This window comes from Mycobacterium sp. EPa45 (assembly GCF_001021385.1).
Classification (GTDB): domain Bacteria; phylum Actinomycetota; class Actinomycetes; order Mycobacteriales; family Mycobacteriaceae; genus Mycobacterium.
In genome coordinates this window covers 446,729-461,914 of the sequence record NZ_CP011773.1, presented here as the reverse complement: position 1 = coordinate 461,914, position 15,186 = coordinate 446,729, and the positions used below count along the sequence as shown (strand labels likewise).

Here is a 15,186-nt window from a genome sequence, read left to right as displayed (position 1 = left end):
TCAGTACTTCCCCTCTTGCGACCGACTCACCCGCATTATCGCCGCCGACGGGGAGCGCCGCGGCGTAATCACGCCAAGGAGTAGCGGATCGGCAGGTGTTTGATGCCGCCCACGAAGGTGGTGGCCATCAGCTCGGGCTCGCCGGCGAGTTCGATGGACTTGATGCGCGGGACGAGTTCGGTGAAGAAGCTGTTCATCTCCATCCGGGCCAGGGCAGCACCCAGGCAGAAGTGCACGCCGTAGCCGAAGGACAGGTGCTTGTTGGGGTCGCGGCCGACGTCGAAGCGCATCGGGTCGTCGAACACCTCGTCGTCGCGATTGGCCGAAACATAGGACAGCAGAACAGCTTCGCCCTTGGCGATCGGCACGCCGCGGACCTCGGTGTCGGCTTGGGCGGTGCGCATGAACTCCTTGACCGGCACCACGCACCGGATCATCTCCTCGACGGCGGTGCCCATCAGGCCGGGGTCGTTCTGCAACCGCTGCAGTTCTGCCGGGTTGCGGATCAGTTCCAGCAGTCCGCCGGCGATGCCGGCGCTGGTGGTGTCGTGGCCGGCGCTGGCGACGATCACGTAGTAGGAGGCGGTGTCCATGTCGGACAACGGCTCTCCGTTGATCGTGGCGTTGGCGATCGCCGAAGTGAGGTCTTCGGTGGGGTTTTCGCGGCGCGAGGCGGTCAGCGCGGAGAAGTAGCTGAAGAAGTCCAGCAGCACCGCGAGCATCGCGTCACCCGAATCACCGCGCTGAAACTCGGTATCGTCGCCGCCGAACAGTTCCTGGGTGAGTTTGAGCATGCGCGGGAAGTCCGACTCCGGCAGCCCCAGCAGGGTCAGGATGACGTACAGCGGATAGTTGACCGCGATCTCCTGGGCGAAGTCGAGTTTCGGTCCGCGCTCCACCATCTGATCGACATAGATCTTGGCCAGTTCGTCGCAGCGAGCCTTCAAGGCGCGCATGGCTTTTGGGCGGAACCAGTCGGCGCCGATTTTGCGCATGTCGCGGTGGTGCGGGTCGTCCATGTGGATCAGCGTGCTCAGGCCCATTCCGGCCTCCCGGTCGGCACGCAGTTTGTCGTCGAGTTCGGTCGCCACCAGGATCGAGCGCGGGTCGTTGGTGAACAGGTCGTTCTGCCGTTCGATGTCCATGATGTCGGCGTGCTTGGTGACCGCCCAGAACGGCCGGTACCCCTCGACGTCCACCCACGACACCGGCGCGTGCCTGCGCAGGTGCGCGAGCGCCGCGTGCAGGCCCGCCTCGTCGGTATAGGCCAGTGGGTCAGCCAGCACTCGAGCCGCATCATCCATGATCCGTGTCGTCATCGGTGACTCCTCGCGTCGGCCGCGTAATCTGGAACGATTTCGTTCTGGATTATGGCGTGGCCCACACGATGGGTCAAGATGGCGTCATGGTTGTCGAAGGACGCACCTACGGCGGGCTCAGCTCCCACCAGCGCTCGCAGGAGCGCCGTGAGCGACTGCTCGACGCCGCGCGCGCGCTGATCGCCGAGGTCGGGGTGGCGCCGCTGACCGTCGACTTGGTGTGCCAGCGGGCAAAACTGAGCAAGCGGTACTTCTACACCGAGTTCACCACGAAAGACGACCTGCTCGACGCCTGCGCCGAAGAGCTGTACGGCCGCCTCAAGGCGGCGATGGAGGTCGTGCTGACCACCGCTCCGCTGGCCGAACGGGCCCACGGCGTGCTGCGCACGGTGGTCCATACGCTGGTCGCCAGCGCGGCTGATGCCCGTCTCTACATGGAGTCGCCCGGGTTCCCCCGGCTGCGCGAGCTGCAACAGCGGGAAGTCGGCGATTTCACTGAGCGCATCGCCGCCGAGGCGATGCCCTTCACCGGCCCGCCCAAGCCGTCGGTGGACCGACTCCTGGCCACCAGAGCGATGGTGACCGCCGCTACGGAACTGATCATCGGGTGGCTGCACGGCGATATCGACACAGATGAGGACACGCTCGTCGCCACCCTCACCGCCACCACGCTCGGAGCGGCCGGGGCGGTGTGATGGGCTTCTCGACCGCAACGGTCATCGAGACGCTTCCGCTGAGCCCACGGCTGCGCCGCGTCAGCCTGCGCGTGGACGAACCCGAATCGCTGGTCGTGCCACCGGGCGCCGACTCGGCCGTCGGCGTCTACTTCGACCCCACACCAACCGGCGAGGGCCGCACCTATTCCGTGCGCCGCCACGCCGGGGACCAGATCGACCTGGACATCGCTGTACACGCCGGCGGGCCCGGCAGCAGGTGGGCGCAGGCAACCCGACCGGGCGACCGAGTCGGGCTTGACCATCCCCGCTCGTGGTACCGACCACCGGCGGGCACCGTCAGCCAGCTGCTGGTCACCGATCTTGCCGGCCTGCCGGCGGCCGCCCGCATCATCGAGGAAACACCCTTGACCGTCTCGACCACCGTCATCGTCGAGGTAGTCGACCATCACGACTTGGACTACCTGCCGACCCGCCCCGGTCTGGCCGTCGTCCCCGCCATGGGCACCGGGAACGGTTTCGCACCCAGTCGGCTCCCTGAACTGATTGGCCAGGTCGACCTCACGGCCTGCGATTACTGCTGGTTCGGCGGGGAGGCGGGGTCGTCCCGCGAGGTCCGCAAGTACCTGCGAGGGCACGCGTGGACCGTCGACCGATACGACATCGCCGGATACTGGCGGCTGGACTCCGAGACCTGGGATGCGAAGTTCGCCCTTGTCGGAAGCGACCTGTTTGCGGTCTATCAGCGAGCGATCGCCGCCGGAAAGAGCGAAAAGTTGGCGTCGGAGGAGTTCGACGACGCTCTGGACCGAGCCGGCCTCTAGCCCTGACGTGCGCCGACGCAACCCGCGCAGCACCCAATCGTGTTTTGTTTGTGATTTCCATCACCTATACTTCGAATGATGAGCCAGGTCACAACCGGAGGTGTTCGATGAGCTCCATGGAACGTCCTCAAGCACCGAGAGTCGTGCCGCTCCCCCGCGCCGCCATCAACCCGCACCCGGTGTTGATGGCTCTGCTGATGGTCGCGATCTTCGTCGCCGGTGTGGCCGGCGTCGTCGTGGCGCTGTCCATGGGCCACGCGGCCTTCGTGCTGAGCATCGTGCTCATCACGTTCGGGCTCATCGCGGCCGCCGCCATCTGCTGACGTGGCGACATTAGCTTCGCTTAATCAGCTGTAAAAGGTTTAGCTAGACTGCTTCGACGGGCGTTCCTACCGTCGTGGCATGACCTCGCCGCTGCTCGTCGGCTTCTTGACGTCCTTCACGCTGATCGCAGCGATCGGTGCACAGAACGCCTTCGTGCTGCGCCAGGGCATCCGGCGTGAGCACGTCCTCGCGGTGGTCAGCGTTTGCGCGGTCTCTGATCTGCTACTCATCACCGCCGGCATCGCCGGTGTCGGGGCGATCATCACCGCTCACCCGCACACCGTCACGGTGGCCAAGATCGGCGGTGCGGCATTCCTCTTTGTTTACGGTGCACTGGCGGCGCGGCGAGCCCTGAAGCCGTCGAGAATGGCGCCGGCGCAGGAGGGTTCCACCCGGCTGATCTCGGTGCTGCTCACGTGCCTGGCCATGACGTTCCTCAATCCGCACGTCTACCTGGACACCGTCGTGTTGCTGGGCACCCTGGCCAATCAGCACACCGACAGCCGGTGGTTGTTCGGCGTCGGCGCGGTGACTGCGAGCGTGGTCTGGTTCGTCAGCCTCGGGTTCGGCGCACGACGGCTGGCCGGACTGTTCGCTACTCCACTGACGTGGCGGATTCTCGACGGTCTGATTGCGGTCACAATGATTGGACTCGGCATCTCACTGGTGGTGGGTTAATCTCGCGTCAGTGTCAAGGTGAGATTGCCGCTCTTGCGGTGGTTGGATCCTTTACACCTGGTGTCTGGCTCGTAATCTCGGTGCCGCCTTCGGGTTGGCGTGCATGGGTTTTGTCGGCATTAGGTGTGAAGGACCGGCCGGCGTGACTTGATAGGAGCGTGGCATCGCCCCCACTGAGATGTGTCCGCCGACCGGCCCAACCGTCACCTCACAGTGAATGGAGGCAACCACCATGGTTGTTGTTGGAGCCGATGTACACAAGCGCACGCACACCTTCGTCGCCGTCGACGAGGTGGGCCGCAAGCTTGCAGAGAAGGTGGTCAAGGCCACCACTGACGGGCATCGTCAGGCCGTGCAGTGGGTCCGATCCCAGTTCGGGGTCGAGGTGGTGTGGGCGATCGAAGATTGCCGGCACTTGTCGGCGCGGCTGGAGCGAGATCTGCTGACTGCTGATCAGAAGGTGGTGCGGGTGCCGCCGAAGTTGATGGCCTATGCCAGAGCCTCGGCACGGACCCGGGGTAAGTCTGACCCGATCGATGCGCTGGCCGTGGCGCGGGCCTACTTACGGGAGCCCGATCTGCCGATCGCCTCACACGACCAGACCTCACGCGAGCTGAAGTTGCTGATTGACCGCCGTGAAGACCTTGTCGGGCAACGGACTTCGACGATCAATCGGTTGTTGTGGCGGGTTCATGAACTCGATCCCGACCATGCCCCGAAATCGGGCTCTTTGGATCTAGCCAAGCATCGCAGGTTGCTCGGCGACTGGCTGGACACTGTGCCTGGTCTGGTCGCTGAGCTCGCCCGCGACGAGCTGGCGGATATCACCCGGCTCACCGAACAGATCGATGTGTTGGCCAAGCGGATCGGTGAGCGCGTGCGGGTCATCGCACCGGTACTGCTGGCGATGCCGGGGTGCGGCGAGCTCACCGCGGCCAAGATCGTCGGTGAAACCGCCGGTGTGACTCGCTTCAAAAGCGAGGCGGCTTTCGCCCGTCACAGCGGTGTGGCGCCGATACCTGTGTGGTCGGGCAATACCGCCGGACGGGTCCGCATGACCCGCACGGGCAATCGCCAACTCAACGCCGCGCTACACCGCATCGCCGTGACCCAGATCCGCCTTCCCGGCCTCGGACAGACCTACTACCGACACCGACTCGCAGAAGGCGATTCCAGCACCGAGGCCTTGCGCTGCCTCAAACGCCGCCTGGCCCGCGTCGTCTACAGCCATCTCCACACCGATCACAGAAATCGAACACAGCCTTGCCAAACGGCAGCGGCTTGACATAGGAGAAACCCGTGAGCGCGCAGTGGACGAGGCGTGGATTCCTGGGGGCCGCCGGTGCGGCGGGGGTGCTGCTTGCCGCGGCCTGCTCGTCGAACGGATCCGGCGACGACGCCAACCCCAAGTCGGTGACCGTCAAGCACATCTTCGGCGAGACCACCATCCCGGCGCCGCCCAAACGCGTCGTCAGTGCCGGCTTCACCGAGCAGGATGATCTCCTGTCTGTCGGGGTGGTTCCGATCGCGGTCACGAACTGGTTCGGTGACCAACCGTTCGGCGTATGGCCGTGGGCACAACCCAAGCTCGGACCGGCTCAGCCCGTTGTTCTCAATCTGGACAACGGAATTCAGGTCGATCAGATCGCCGCGCTCAAACCCGACCTGATCGTGGCCGTGAACGCCGGGCTCGACGCCGACACCTACAAGAAACTGTCGGCGATCGCCCCGACCATCGCCCAATCCGGCGATGCCGCCTTCTTCGAGCCGTGGAAGGACCAGGCCGCCGCGGTGGGAACCGCGGTATTCCAGGGCAGGCAGATGAAGCAACTGATCGCCGACATCGACGGCAAGTTCGCCGACGTGGCGAAGAACAACGCCACCTTCAAGGACAAGAAGGCGGCGCTGCTGGCAGGCAGCTTCTTCGGCGGCACCCTGACCGCCACGCTGCCCGGCTGGCGTACCGACTTTCTGACTTCGATGGGTTTCGGAATTGCCGACGCCCTCTTGGCATACGCCGTCGACGACCACCGGGCTGCCATCCCCCGCGACAAACTCGCCGACGCCCTCGACTCCGCCGACGTGCTGATCTGGTCCACCGAGAGCGACTCCGATCAGGCGGCGCTGCTGGCTGACCCCGCCGTCGCCGCGCTGAGGGCAACCAAGCAGAACCGGAACGTCTTCACCGGCAAGGACCTCGCCGGCGCGATCGCGTTCGCCTCGCCGCTGTCGTATCGCGTGGTAGCCGATCAGCTGCCGCCGTTGCTTTCACGCGCGCTCGGCTGACCTGCCGTGCTTGGATAGCACCTGTGACAAGCAGCCAGGCTCCCGCGCGCACCGACTCCCCCACTCCAGGATTCGCGCAGGTCGGCTCCCGCTACTATCCGCTTTTCGTTTCGGTCTTCACGGCTCTGGTGATCATCTCGAACGTCACCGCCACCAAAGGCGTCGCTTTCGGGCCCGTCATCGGGAACTGGTCGATCATCACCGACGGCGGTTTCATCGTCTTCCCGCTCACCTACGTCATCGGCGACGTGCTCTCCGAGGTCTACGGGTTCAAGGCCGCGCGGCGCGCCATCATCCTCGGTTTCGCCATGAACATCCTTGCGGCGCTGGCATTCTGGGTGACCATCTACCTTCCGTCAGCCGACTTCTACACCAACCAGGAGCACTTCGAGAACATCGTTCACGCTTACACCCAGCTGATCGTCGCCGGTCTGGCCGGCTTCATCGTCGGACAGACCATCAACGCCTGGACCGTCGTCAAGATCAAGCAGCGCACCAAGGAAAAGCACCTGTGGGCCCGGCTGATCGGCTCGACATTCGCCGGCCAGCTCGGCGACACCCTGGTCTTCTGCAGCATCGCGGCCGGCGCCATCGGCATCACCAGCTTCGGTGACTTCATCACCTACACCGCGCTGGGTTGGGTGTACAAGACCGCGGTCGAAGTGGTCATGCTGCCGGTGACGTATCGAGTCATCGCCTACATCAAACGGCACGAGCCGACCTACACCCTGATGGTCTGATCCTGGGTCACAGATCGCATGGTGTCCAACCCAATCCGTGACTACGGCGACCGCGCCCTGCTGCTGGAATGCCCGTCCACCGACGAGGTGCTGGCAATGGCAATGGGCCTGCGCGCGGAGCGACTGACCGGTGTCCTCGACATCGTGCCCGCCGCCAGGACGGTGCTGGTGAAACTCGCCGATCCGGCCTACCAGGAGCCCATCCGGCACCGCCTCCGACAGCTGCGCGTCGATCCCTCCGATATCGGCCATCAGCCGGACGGCGGTGCCGACGTCACCATCGACGTCATCTACGACGGCCCCGACCTCGATGAGGTCGCCGCGCATACCGGTATGACGCCTGACGAGGTGATCGGAGCCCACACCGGCACGCCGTGGCGGGTCGGATTCGGCGGCTTCGCACCGGGTTTCGCCTATCTCATCGACGGTGATCCGAGGTTGGCGGTCCCGCGTCGCAGCGATCCGCGCACCACCGTGCCGGCCGGATCGGTGGGTCTGGCCGGCGAGTTCAGCGGCGTCTACCCACGTCCGTCACCCGGGGGCTGGCAGCTGATCGGACACACCGACGCGGTGTTGTGGGACATCGACCGCCCGCAACCCGCGCTGCTGGCGCCCGGTATGTGGGTGCAGTTCCGGGCGATCGAGGGCAGCCCGTCATGATCACGCTGGAAGTGCTGCGAACCGGCCCCCTGGCCCTGCTGCAAGACCTCGGCCGTCCCGGCCTGGCCCACGTGGGGGTGACCCGCTCGGGAGCCGCCGACCGCACGGCACACCGGTTGGCCAACCGCCTGGTGGCCAATCCCGACGACCGCGCCACCGTCGAGATCACCCTGGGCGGATTCGCCGTTCGGGTGCGCGGCGGCGATGTCGACATCGCCGTCACGGGCGCCGACACCGATCCCACCGTCAGTGGAATCCCTTTCGGTAACAACAGCATTCGCCATGTCCATGCCGGGGAAATGGTCTCACTCGGCACACCGCGGGCGGGGTTGCGCAGCTACCTCGCGGTGCGCGGCGGTATCGCCGTCGAACCGGTGCTGGGCTCGCGCAGCTTCGACACGATGTCGGCGATCGGGCCTGCGCCACTGCGCGCGGGCGACGTGCTTCCCGTCGGCAGCCACAGCGACGACTACCCCGAGCTCGACCAGGCGCCGGTGGCTGCGATCACCGAGTACCCGCTGGAACTGCGCGTCGTCCCCGGCCCGCGTGACGACTGGTTCACCGATCCCGATGCGCTGGTGCACACCGATTGGGTGGCCACCGACCGAAGCGACCGAGTCGGCATGCGCCTTTCCGCGCGACCGCTGACCTACCGATGGCCGGACCGCCAGTTGCCCAGCGAGGGCGCGACCCGCGGCGCGATCCAGGTCCCGCCCAACGGCCAGCCGGTGATCCTCGGTCCTGATCACCCGGTGACCGGTGGCTACCCCGTCATCGGTGTCGTCACTGACACCGATACCGACAAGGTCGCGCAGATCCGGCCCGGGCAGACCGTGCGACTGCACTGGACCAGAGCCCGTATCGCAGCGAGCGGCTCTCCGGGCTGGTAGAGCTGAGGGTGTGCACGCGCAGGTCCATACCGCCCGGCTGATCCACACCAGCGACCTCGACGACGAGACCCGCCAGAGCGCCCGGCAGATGCTCACCGAAGCCTTCGGCGGCCCGGCCGAGTTCACCGACTCGGACTGGGAACACACGCTGGGCGGGATGCACGCGATCATCAGCCACCGCGGTGCGCTGATCGCCCACGCGGCCGTGGTTCAACGCCGACTCCTCTACGGCGGCACCGCGTTGCGGTGTGGCTATGTGGAGGCCGTCGCGGTGCGCGAAGACTGGCGGCGACAGGGACTGGCCCACGCCGTGCTCGACGCGGTCGAGCAGGTGATCCGCGGCGGGTACCGGATCGGCGCCCTGAGTTCGACGCCACTCGGCGAGACGATCTACCGTCCCCGGGGCTGGATGCACTGGCAGGGACCGACGTCGGTGCTGGCGCCGGGCGGACCGACCCGCACGCCGGATGACGACGGCTCGATCTTCGTCCTGCCCGTCGACGTCGAGGTCGACGTCACGGCAGAGCTGGCTTGCGACTGGCGTGACGGCGATGTCTGGTAGCAACTCGATAGATAGTGGACAGCATGTAACTGGCCGACATGCATAGGCTTGGCAAAGCAGCCCTGCCGTCGTCATTGTCGCTGCAGGGACAGCAAACCTGGGAAGTCACTGTGAGTCCGGCGGCTGGGTCTGCCAATTGCTGCTACATAGCCCCCGTGATATAGATACCCGGTGGGAAAACAGCTGACAGAGCAGGACGTCAGCGACTGCGTAGGCGACGCCCTGGACCAGGCGATGGACCTGACGATCCGGTTCCTCAGCGACCGAGCCGATCTGAGCGCGTCCGCGGCCTTCACGATGAACCGGGTGTATCGCGAAGGGCCGATCCGGCTGACCACACTTGCCGGCAAGGAAGGCGTCAGTCAGCCCTCCATGACGCAGTTGGTCCAGCGGCTGGAGCGTGCGGGGCTGGTGACCCGACTTCCCGACCCCGATGACGGCCGCGCATGCCTGATCGGAATCACCGAAGCCGGTCAGGCGTTGCTCGATGATCGCAAGCGCTTGCGCCGGGAACGCTTGGCGGCATTGCTGACAACGTTGACGGCCGAGGAACAGTCGGCGTTGTGGCTTTCGGCGCGAGTGGCGCTGCCGCTCATCGGCCGGCTCGTCGCCAACGCCGACTGCGAGGCGGAGACGGTCGCACCGCGGCCTAATTGACGGAAGGTGTTCGGGTGAAAGCTATTCCGGTGGGCCGCGTGCTGAAGCGCATCTGGATCCCGTTGATTCTCATCGTGGTGCTGGCGGTGTCCGGCCTGGTCGTCTCTCGTCTGCACCGGATGTTCGCCTCCCAAGACCTCAACGCAGGCGCGGGTGCGGGCATCGAGATCGTGCAGTTCAACCCCAAGGTCATGGTCTACGACGTCTACGGCACACCCGGAACCACCGCCCAGATTAGCTATTTCGACCCCGAAGCCAAAGTGCACACGATCACCGCACCGCTGCCGTGGTCGGTCACCCTGTCGACAACCTTGCCGGCTGTCAGCGCCAGCCTCATGGCGCAGACCGACGGCGACCAGATTGGATGCCGCGTGACAGTGAACGGAACCGTCCGTGAGGAGCAATCGGCCGATGGCGTCAACGCCCAGACCTACTGCCTGGTGAAGTCGGCATGACCCACACCGCCACCGGGCCGCAATCCGCCAGCAAGCCGAAGCGGCCGGTCGTCCCGCACCTGCTCCGCATCCTCGCGCTGCCGATCGTTCTGTTCTGGATCGCGATCGCCGTCCTGGTCAATGTCGTCGCCCCCCAGCTCGAGGTTGTCGGCGAGATGCACTCGGCGCCAATGGCACCCGAAGACGCGCCGTCGATGAAGGCGATGAAGTTGATGGGCGCCAACTTCCAAGAGTTCAACTCCAACAGCACGATCATGATCGTGATCGAGGGGCAGAAGCCCCTCGGTCCGGACGCCCACCAGTACTACGACGAGATCATCCGCAAGCTGGAGCAAGACCCCGAGCACATTCAGCACATCCAGGACTTCTGGGGCGACACCCTGACGGCGGCCGGAGCTCAAAGTACCGACGGTAAAGCGTCTTACGTGATGCTGAACCTCGCCGGCGAGCAGGGCCAGACGCAGGCCAACGAAGGCGTGGATGCGGTCCGCAAGGTCATCAAGGAGACACCGGCCCCGCCCGGTGTACAGGCCTACGTCGCCGGCCCGGCGGCGCTCACCGACGACCTCCACGTCATCGGCAACGCCAGCCTCGCCATGATCACGCTGATCACTCTCGCCGCGATCGCAGGCATGCTGCTCATCGTCTACCGATCAATCCGGACCACACTGATCCAGCTGTTCCTGACGTTCCTGGCGCTGCTGACCGCCCGCGGCGTGGTATCGATCCTGGCGCTGCACGGCGCGTTTGGGCTGACGACGTTCGCCGGCAACATCCTGACGATGCTGGCGATCGCGGCGGCCACCGACTACGGCATCTTCATCTTCGGCCGATATCGCGAAGACCGTGGCATGGGGCTGGACCGCGACGACTCCTACTATGCGACCTTCAAGTCGGTAGCCCCCGTCATCGTGGGTTCCGGCCTGACGATCGCGGGCGCGACATACTGCCTGTCCTTTGCACGACTGCCCTACTTCACCACCATGGGCGCGCCCGTCGCGATCGGCATGCTCGTGATCGTGGCGATCGCGGTCACCCTCGGCCCTGCCGTGCTGTTCCTGGGCAGCCGCGTCGGGCTGTACGAGTCGAAGCGGCCGCCGCAGAGTCGCTTCTGGCGGCGCGTCGGCACCGCCGTTGTCCGTTGGCCCGCACCGATTTTCGTGGCCAGCCTGTTCGTGGTGCTGATCGGCATCGTGGCGATCCCCGGCTACAAGCCGGCCTACAACGACCGCTATTACCTGCCCACGGAAGCCCCGGTGAACCAGGGCTTCGCCGCCGCCGACCGGCACTTCACGCAGGCCCGGATGAATCCGGACATCCTCATGGTCGAAGCCGACCACGACATGCGCAATCCAGCGGACATGCTGGTGCTGAACAAGATCGCCAGCAACGTCATGCACACCGAAGGTATCGCGATGGTGCAGAGCATCACCCGGCCCCTGGGTATTCCGATCCAGCACAGCTCGATTCCGTTCCAGACGTCCGTGGCGGGTCAGACCACCAACATGAATCTGCCGTTCCAGCGAGACCAGCTGGACAACCAGCTGAAAACGGTTGACTCGATGAATGTTTCGATCGACATCCTGGAGAAGCAGTACCAGCTGTCGCTGAAGCAGACTCAGCTCACCCAGGACTCGGCGGCCAGATCACAGGATCTGCTGGAGACCACCAAACAGTTGCGCGACAACATCGCGAACTTCGACGACCAGTTCCGGCCGATGCGCAACTATTTCTACTGGGAACCGCACTGCTACGACATTCCACTGTGCGCCGCGGCCCGGTCGCTGTTCGACTCCCTCGACGGGATCGACGAGGTCACCGACAAAACCGAAGGCGTGCAGGGCAATACCGATCAGCTGGCGGCGATCGCGCCGCAGCTGACGGCCCTGCTCCCGCAGACGATTGCGTCGATGAAGGTCAGCCGGGACCTGGCATTGGCGTCGTACAACTCTCAGAAGGCCTTGCTGGACCAGATGCAGGCGACCAACGACACCGCGCTGGCGATGGGCGAGAGCTTCGACCAGGCCAAGAACGACGACCTGTTCTTCTTGCCGCCCGAGGCCTTCGGCAATCCGGACTTTCAACGCGGCCTGAAGATGTTCCTCTCACCAGACGGCAAGTCCACCCGCATGTTCATCACCCACGAGGGCGATCCCGCCACGGTGGACGGCATCGCCCGCGTGGAATCGGAGCGCAAGGCCGCCCAAGAGGCGCTGAAAATGTCGTCGCTGTCGAACGCGAAGATCCATCTCGGTGGTGTCGCGGCGACCTACAAGGACATGTCCGACGGTGCGCGCTACGACCTCCTGATCGCGGTCGTGTCGTCGCTGACGCTGATCTTCACGATCATGCTGATCCTGACCCGAAGCGTGGTCGCCGCGTTGGTGATCGTCGGCACGGCGGCCAGCTCGATCGCCGCATCGTTCGGTATCTCAGTGCTGCTGTGGCAGGACCTGTTCGGGATTCAGGTGCAGTGGCTGGTCATGCTGATGTCCGTCATCATCCTGTTGGCGGTCGGCTCGGACTACAACCTGCTGTTGGTCTCCCGGTTCAAGGACGAGATCCACGCTGGTCTCAAGACCGGCATCATCCGCTCGATGGCCGGCACGGGTGGCGTGGTGACGTCGGCCGGGCTGGTGTTCGCCGCCACGATGGCGGGCATGATGTTCAGCAAGCTCGTCGTGTTGGCCCAGATGGGCTCGACGATCGCGATCGGCCTGCTGATCGACACCTTCATCGTGCGCTCGCTGCTGATGCCGTCGATCGCGACGATGCTCGGCCGGTGGTTCTGGTGGCCGCAGGTGGTCTACCCCCGCGGCGACTACCACTTCCTGCCCCCGCAACCGCGGCGCCGCCCGAGCGATGACGCCGACACCGCGGCGCTCTCGGCGCAGGCTTAGGCGGTCAACGCCGAGCGTGGGGGTAGTCGAGGAATCCGCCCTTGGATCTCGACGAGATCCCCCACGTTCGGCGGCCGGTCAGCGCCACCGGTCCAAGATCTCGTTGGCCCGCACGGTCAGCGCGCGCTGCCAGAACGGCCCGAAGCTGATGCGCCCCACGCCCAGCGGGGCGAACGAGGAGGGATCGTCGGACTCCGGAATCGCGATGGCGTTGACCGGCAACGGCAGCTCAGAAGTCAAGCGGCGCATCGTGTCCGGCTCGTGGCGGCCCACCGGGTAGAGCACGTCGGCCCCGGCCGCCGCGGCCTCGCTGAGCCGGGCGATGGCCCGGTCGACCCGGTCGGCGTCGTCACCGTCGTTGCGCAGGAACAGGTCGGTGCGGGCGTTGACGACGACGTGCACACCTGCGCTGTCGGCGGCCGCACGCAGTGCGCCGACCAACGCCGCGTGCTCCTCGGACGAGCGCAACCGCTTGCCCTCACTGTGCACGGTGTCCTCGATGTTGAGGCCCACCGCGCCGGCGCTCAGCAGCCCCTCGATGAGGCGCTCGGCCGGTTGCCCGTAGCCGGACTCGATGTCCACCGAGACCGGCACATCCACCGCAGCGGTGATCTGGCTGACGCGCGCGACGACATCGTCGAACGTCATGCCCTCACCGTCGGGCTTGCCGACGGAGTCGGCCAGCGGGTGGCTGCCGACGGTCAGCGCCGCGAAGCCGGCCTCGACCGCCAGGTTCGCCGACCAGGCATCCCAAACCGTCGGCAGCACCACCGGGTTCCCCGGCTGATGCAGGGCCAGCAGCGCTTCGGCATGTCGGGCAAGACCGCTCTTCTCGGACACGGGGTCCCCTCTCTGTGGTTGTGATGATCCTGGGTTGTGCAACGCGACTGCCGCAATGTCATTTCCGACGTGACCTGTCTCACGTCGCGATCCAAATGTGGCTAGCATCGGGTGTCGTACTGTGATCCATAACACCTTCAGCCCGGGGAGGTCCCGTTGTCCACCACCACAGAATTGGCCGAACTTCACCATTTGATCGGCGGTTTGCGGCGCTGCGTGACCTCGTTGAAGAGTCGCTACGCCGACACCCCGGCAATGCGCCGAATCGTCAACGACGCCGAGCGCATCCTCAATGACGTGGAACTTCTTGATATCGATGCCAATGAGCTTGCCCTAACCCAGCAAACGGCGGTGATGTCCGGCGAGAAGATCGGAATTCCCGACACCCCTTACGACTCCGCCTTCTGGCGCGACGTCGACGATGAGGGTGTGGGCGGCCACCACCGTCACTGACCCGAATTTAGCCGGGTGCCGTGATCTAGGTACCCTCCGATGAGTTCATGCGAAGGGGATCACAGTAGATGAGCGCACCTGCGACTAATCGCGGTAAGACCGGCGTCTTCTCACCCGGCCGTGCCCAGATACCGCAACGCACACTGCGGACCGACAATTGGCTCAAGGCACCGATCTGGACGGACCTCGGCTTCGCGGCGTTCATCATCTATGCCACGGTGCGCGCGTTCCAGCGGGACCACTTCTTCGTCCCGCAGTACCACTACCTGACGCCGTTCTACTCGCCATGCCTGAGCAAGGCCTGCGGCGAGGCAAGTGACTTCTGGCCGCAGATCCTGCCCGCGACCGGACCACTGTCGCTGCTGCCGTATGCGTTCCTGTCGCTGCCGTTCCTGTTGCTGTTCCGGCTGACCTGCTACTACTACCGCGGCGCCTACTACCGCACGGTGTGGCAGTCCCCGACCGCCTGCGCCGTGGCAGAGCCGCACGCGAAATACACTGGCGAGACCCGTTTTCCGCTGATCATCCAGAACACCCACCGGTACTTCTTCTACATCGCCGGGATCATCTCGCTGATCAACACCTACGACGCGATCGTGGCGTTCCATTCCGAGAACGGGCCCGGCGGCTTCGGATTCGGGCTGGGCAACATCATCCTGGTCGGCAACGTGGTGATGCTGTGGGTCTACACGATCTCCTGCCACTCCTGCCGGCACGTGACCGGCGGCCGGCTGAAGCACTTCTCCAAGCATCCGGTGCGGTACTGGATCTGGACTCAGGTCAGCAAGCTGAACACCCGGCACAAGCTGTACGCCTGGATCACGCTCGGCACCCTGATGCTCACCGATTTCTACGTCGCGCTGGTGGCCAGTGGCACCATCTCCGACCTGAGATTCGTTGGCTGACAGAAACTTTGAATAACCA

17 protein-coding genes are annotated in these 15,186 nt (G+C 65.3%); 15 read left to right on the top strand and 2 right to left on the bottom strand.

Annotated features, from left to right (window positions below; translation table 11 throughout):
• Nucleotides 1–68 precede the first annotated feature (68 nt).
• Entirely contained in the window at nucleotides 69–1,319 is a 1,251-nt protein-coding gene (locus tag AB431_RS02130; RefSeq protein ID WP_047328554.1) for a cytochrome P450, read from the bottom strand.
• An 86-nt stretch (nucleotides 1,320–1,405) separates the two neighbouring features.
• On the opposite strand from AB431_RS02130, the gene AB431_RS29350 reads away from it, so the two are divergent.
• The 13 genes from AB431_RS29350 to AB431_RS02065 all read left to right on the top strand — a co-directional run bounded on the left by AB431_RS29350 (nucleotide 1,406) and on the right by AB431_RS02065 (nucleotide 12,969).
• On the top strand, nucleotides 1,406–2,014 hold the full coding sequence (locus AB431_RS29350) for a TetR/AcrR family transcriptional regulator (protein ID WP_158423502.1): 609 nt from the start codon (nucleotides 1,406–1,408) through the stop codon (nucleotides 2,012–2,014).
• Nucleotides 2,014–2,817: a siderophore-interacting protein gene (locus AB431_RS02120; RefSeq protein ID WP_047328553.1), complete on the top strand. Its 804-nt coding sequence runs from the start codon at nucleotides 2,014–2,016 to the stop codon at nucleotides 2,815–2,817. Before AB431_RS29350 ends, AB431_RS02120 begins: the two co-directional genes overlap by 1 nt.
• Nucleotides 2,818–2,924: 107 nt before the next feature.
• Nucleotides 2,925–3,140 carry a hypothetical protein gene (locus AB431_RS02115; RefSeq protein WP_144418166.1) on the top strand — a complete coding sequence of 72 codons (216 nt, stop codon included), beginning with the start codon at nucleotides 2,925–2,927 and terminating at the stop codon, nucleotides 3,138–3,140.
• Nucleotides 3,141–3,219: 79 nt separating this feature from the next.
• A complete protein-coding gene (locus AB431_RS02110; RefSeq protein ID WP_047328551.1) occupies nucleotides 3,220–3,819 on the top strand; it encodes a LysE/ArgO family amino acid transporter in 600 nt (199 codons plus the stop codon).
• Between the two features lie 232 nt (nucleotides 3,820–4,051).
• Nucleotides 4,052–5,104 (top strand): IS110 family transposase, encoded by a 1,053-nt coding sequence (locus tag AB431_RS02105; protein WP_047332988.1) that lies wholly within the window; start codon nucleotides 4,052–4,054, stop codon nucleotides 5,102–5,104.
• A gap of 14 nt (nucleotides 5,105–5,118) precedes the next feature.
• The gene (locus AB431_RS02100) at nucleotides 5,119–6,105 is read left to right on the top strand and encodes an ABC transporter substrate-binding protein (RefSeq protein ID WP_082135520.1); all 987 of its coding nucleotides are present in this window, start codon (nucleotides 5,119–5,121) and stop codon (nucleotides 6,103–6,105) included.
• A gap of 23 nt (nucleotides 6,106–6,128) precedes the next feature.
• Entirely contained in the window at nucleotides 6,129–6,845 is a 717-nt protein-coding gene (locus AB431_RS02095; RefSeq protein WP_047328550.1) for a queuosine precursor transporter, read from the top strand.
• An 18-nt stretch (nucleotides 6,846–6,863) separates the two neighbouring features.
• Nucleotides 6,864–7,505, top strand: a complete 642-nt coding sequence (locus AB431_RS02090) for an allophanate hydrolase subunit 1 (protein WP_047328549.1) — start codon at nucleotides 6,864–6,866, stop codon at nucleotides 7,503–7,505.
• On the top strand, nucleotides 7,502–8,395 hold the full coding sequence (locus tag AB431_RS02085) for a 5-oxoprolinase/urea amidolyase family protein (protein ID WP_047328548.1): 894 nt from the start codon (nucleotides 7,502–7,504) through the stop codon (nucleotides 8,393–8,395). Before AB431_RS02090 ends, AB431_RS02085 begins: the two co-directional genes overlap by 4 nt.
• 10 nt (nucleotides 8,396–8,405) lie before the next feature.
• Nucleotides 8,406–8,957: a GNAT family N-acetyltransferase gene (locus tag AB431_RS02080; protein WP_047328547.1), complete on the top strand. Its 552-nt coding sequence runs from the start codon at nucleotides 8,406–8,408 to the stop codon at nucleotides 8,955–8,957.
• 171 nt (nucleotides 8,958–9,128) lie between these two features.
• A complete protein-coding gene (locus AB431_RS02075) occupies nucleotides 9,129–9,614 on the top strand; it encodes a MarR family winged helix-turn-helix transcriptional regulator (protein WP_235435803.1) in 486 nt (161 codons plus the stop codon).
• A 14-nt stretch (nucleotides 9,615–9,628) separates the two neighbouring features.
• A complete protein-coding gene (locus AB431_RS02070; protein WP_047328546.1) occupies nucleotides 9,629–10,069 on the top strand; it encodes an MmpS family transport accessory protein in 441 nt (146 codons plus the stop codon).
• The gene (locus AB431_RS02065; RefSeq protein ID WP_047328545.1) at nucleotides 10,066–12,969 is read left to right on the top strand and encodes an RND family transporter; all 2,904 of its coding nucleotides are present in this window, start codon (nucleotides 10,066–10,068) and stop codon (nucleotides 12,967–12,969) included. Before AB431_RS02070 ends, AB431_RS02065 begins: the two co-directional genes overlap by 4 nt.
• A 78-nt stretch (nucleotides 12,970–13,047) precedes the next feature.
• Here the strand turns inward: AB431_RS02065 and AB431_RS02060 are convergent, their stop codons facing one another.
• Nucleotides 13,048–13,809: an isocitrate lyase/phosphoenolpyruvate mutase family protein gene (locus tag AB431_RS02060; RefSeq protein ID WP_047328544.1), complete on the bottom strand. Its 762-nt coding sequence runs from the start codon at nucleotides 13,807–13,809 to the stop codon at nucleotides 13,048–13,050.
• A gap of 156 nt (nucleotides 13,810–13,965) precedes the next feature.
• Between AB431_RS02060 and AB431_RS02055 the strand changes: the two genes are divergently transcribed.
• Both AB431_RS02055 and AB431_RS02050 read left to right on the top strand, forming a co-directional pair.
• Nucleotides 13,966–14,262: a hypothetical protein gene (locus tag AB431_RS02055; protein WP_047328543.1), complete on the top strand. Its 297-nt coding sequence runs from the start codon at nucleotides 13,966–13,968 to the stop codon at nucleotides 14,260–14,262.
• A gap of 68 nt (nucleotides 14,263–14,330) precedes the next feature.
• A complete protein-coding gene (locus AB431_RS02050) occupies nucleotides 14,331–15,167 on the top strand; it encodes a hypothetical protein (RefSeq protein WP_047328542.1) in 837 nt (278 codons plus the stop codon).
• The last annotated feature ends 19 nt before the right edge of the window (nucleotides 15,168–15,186 follow it).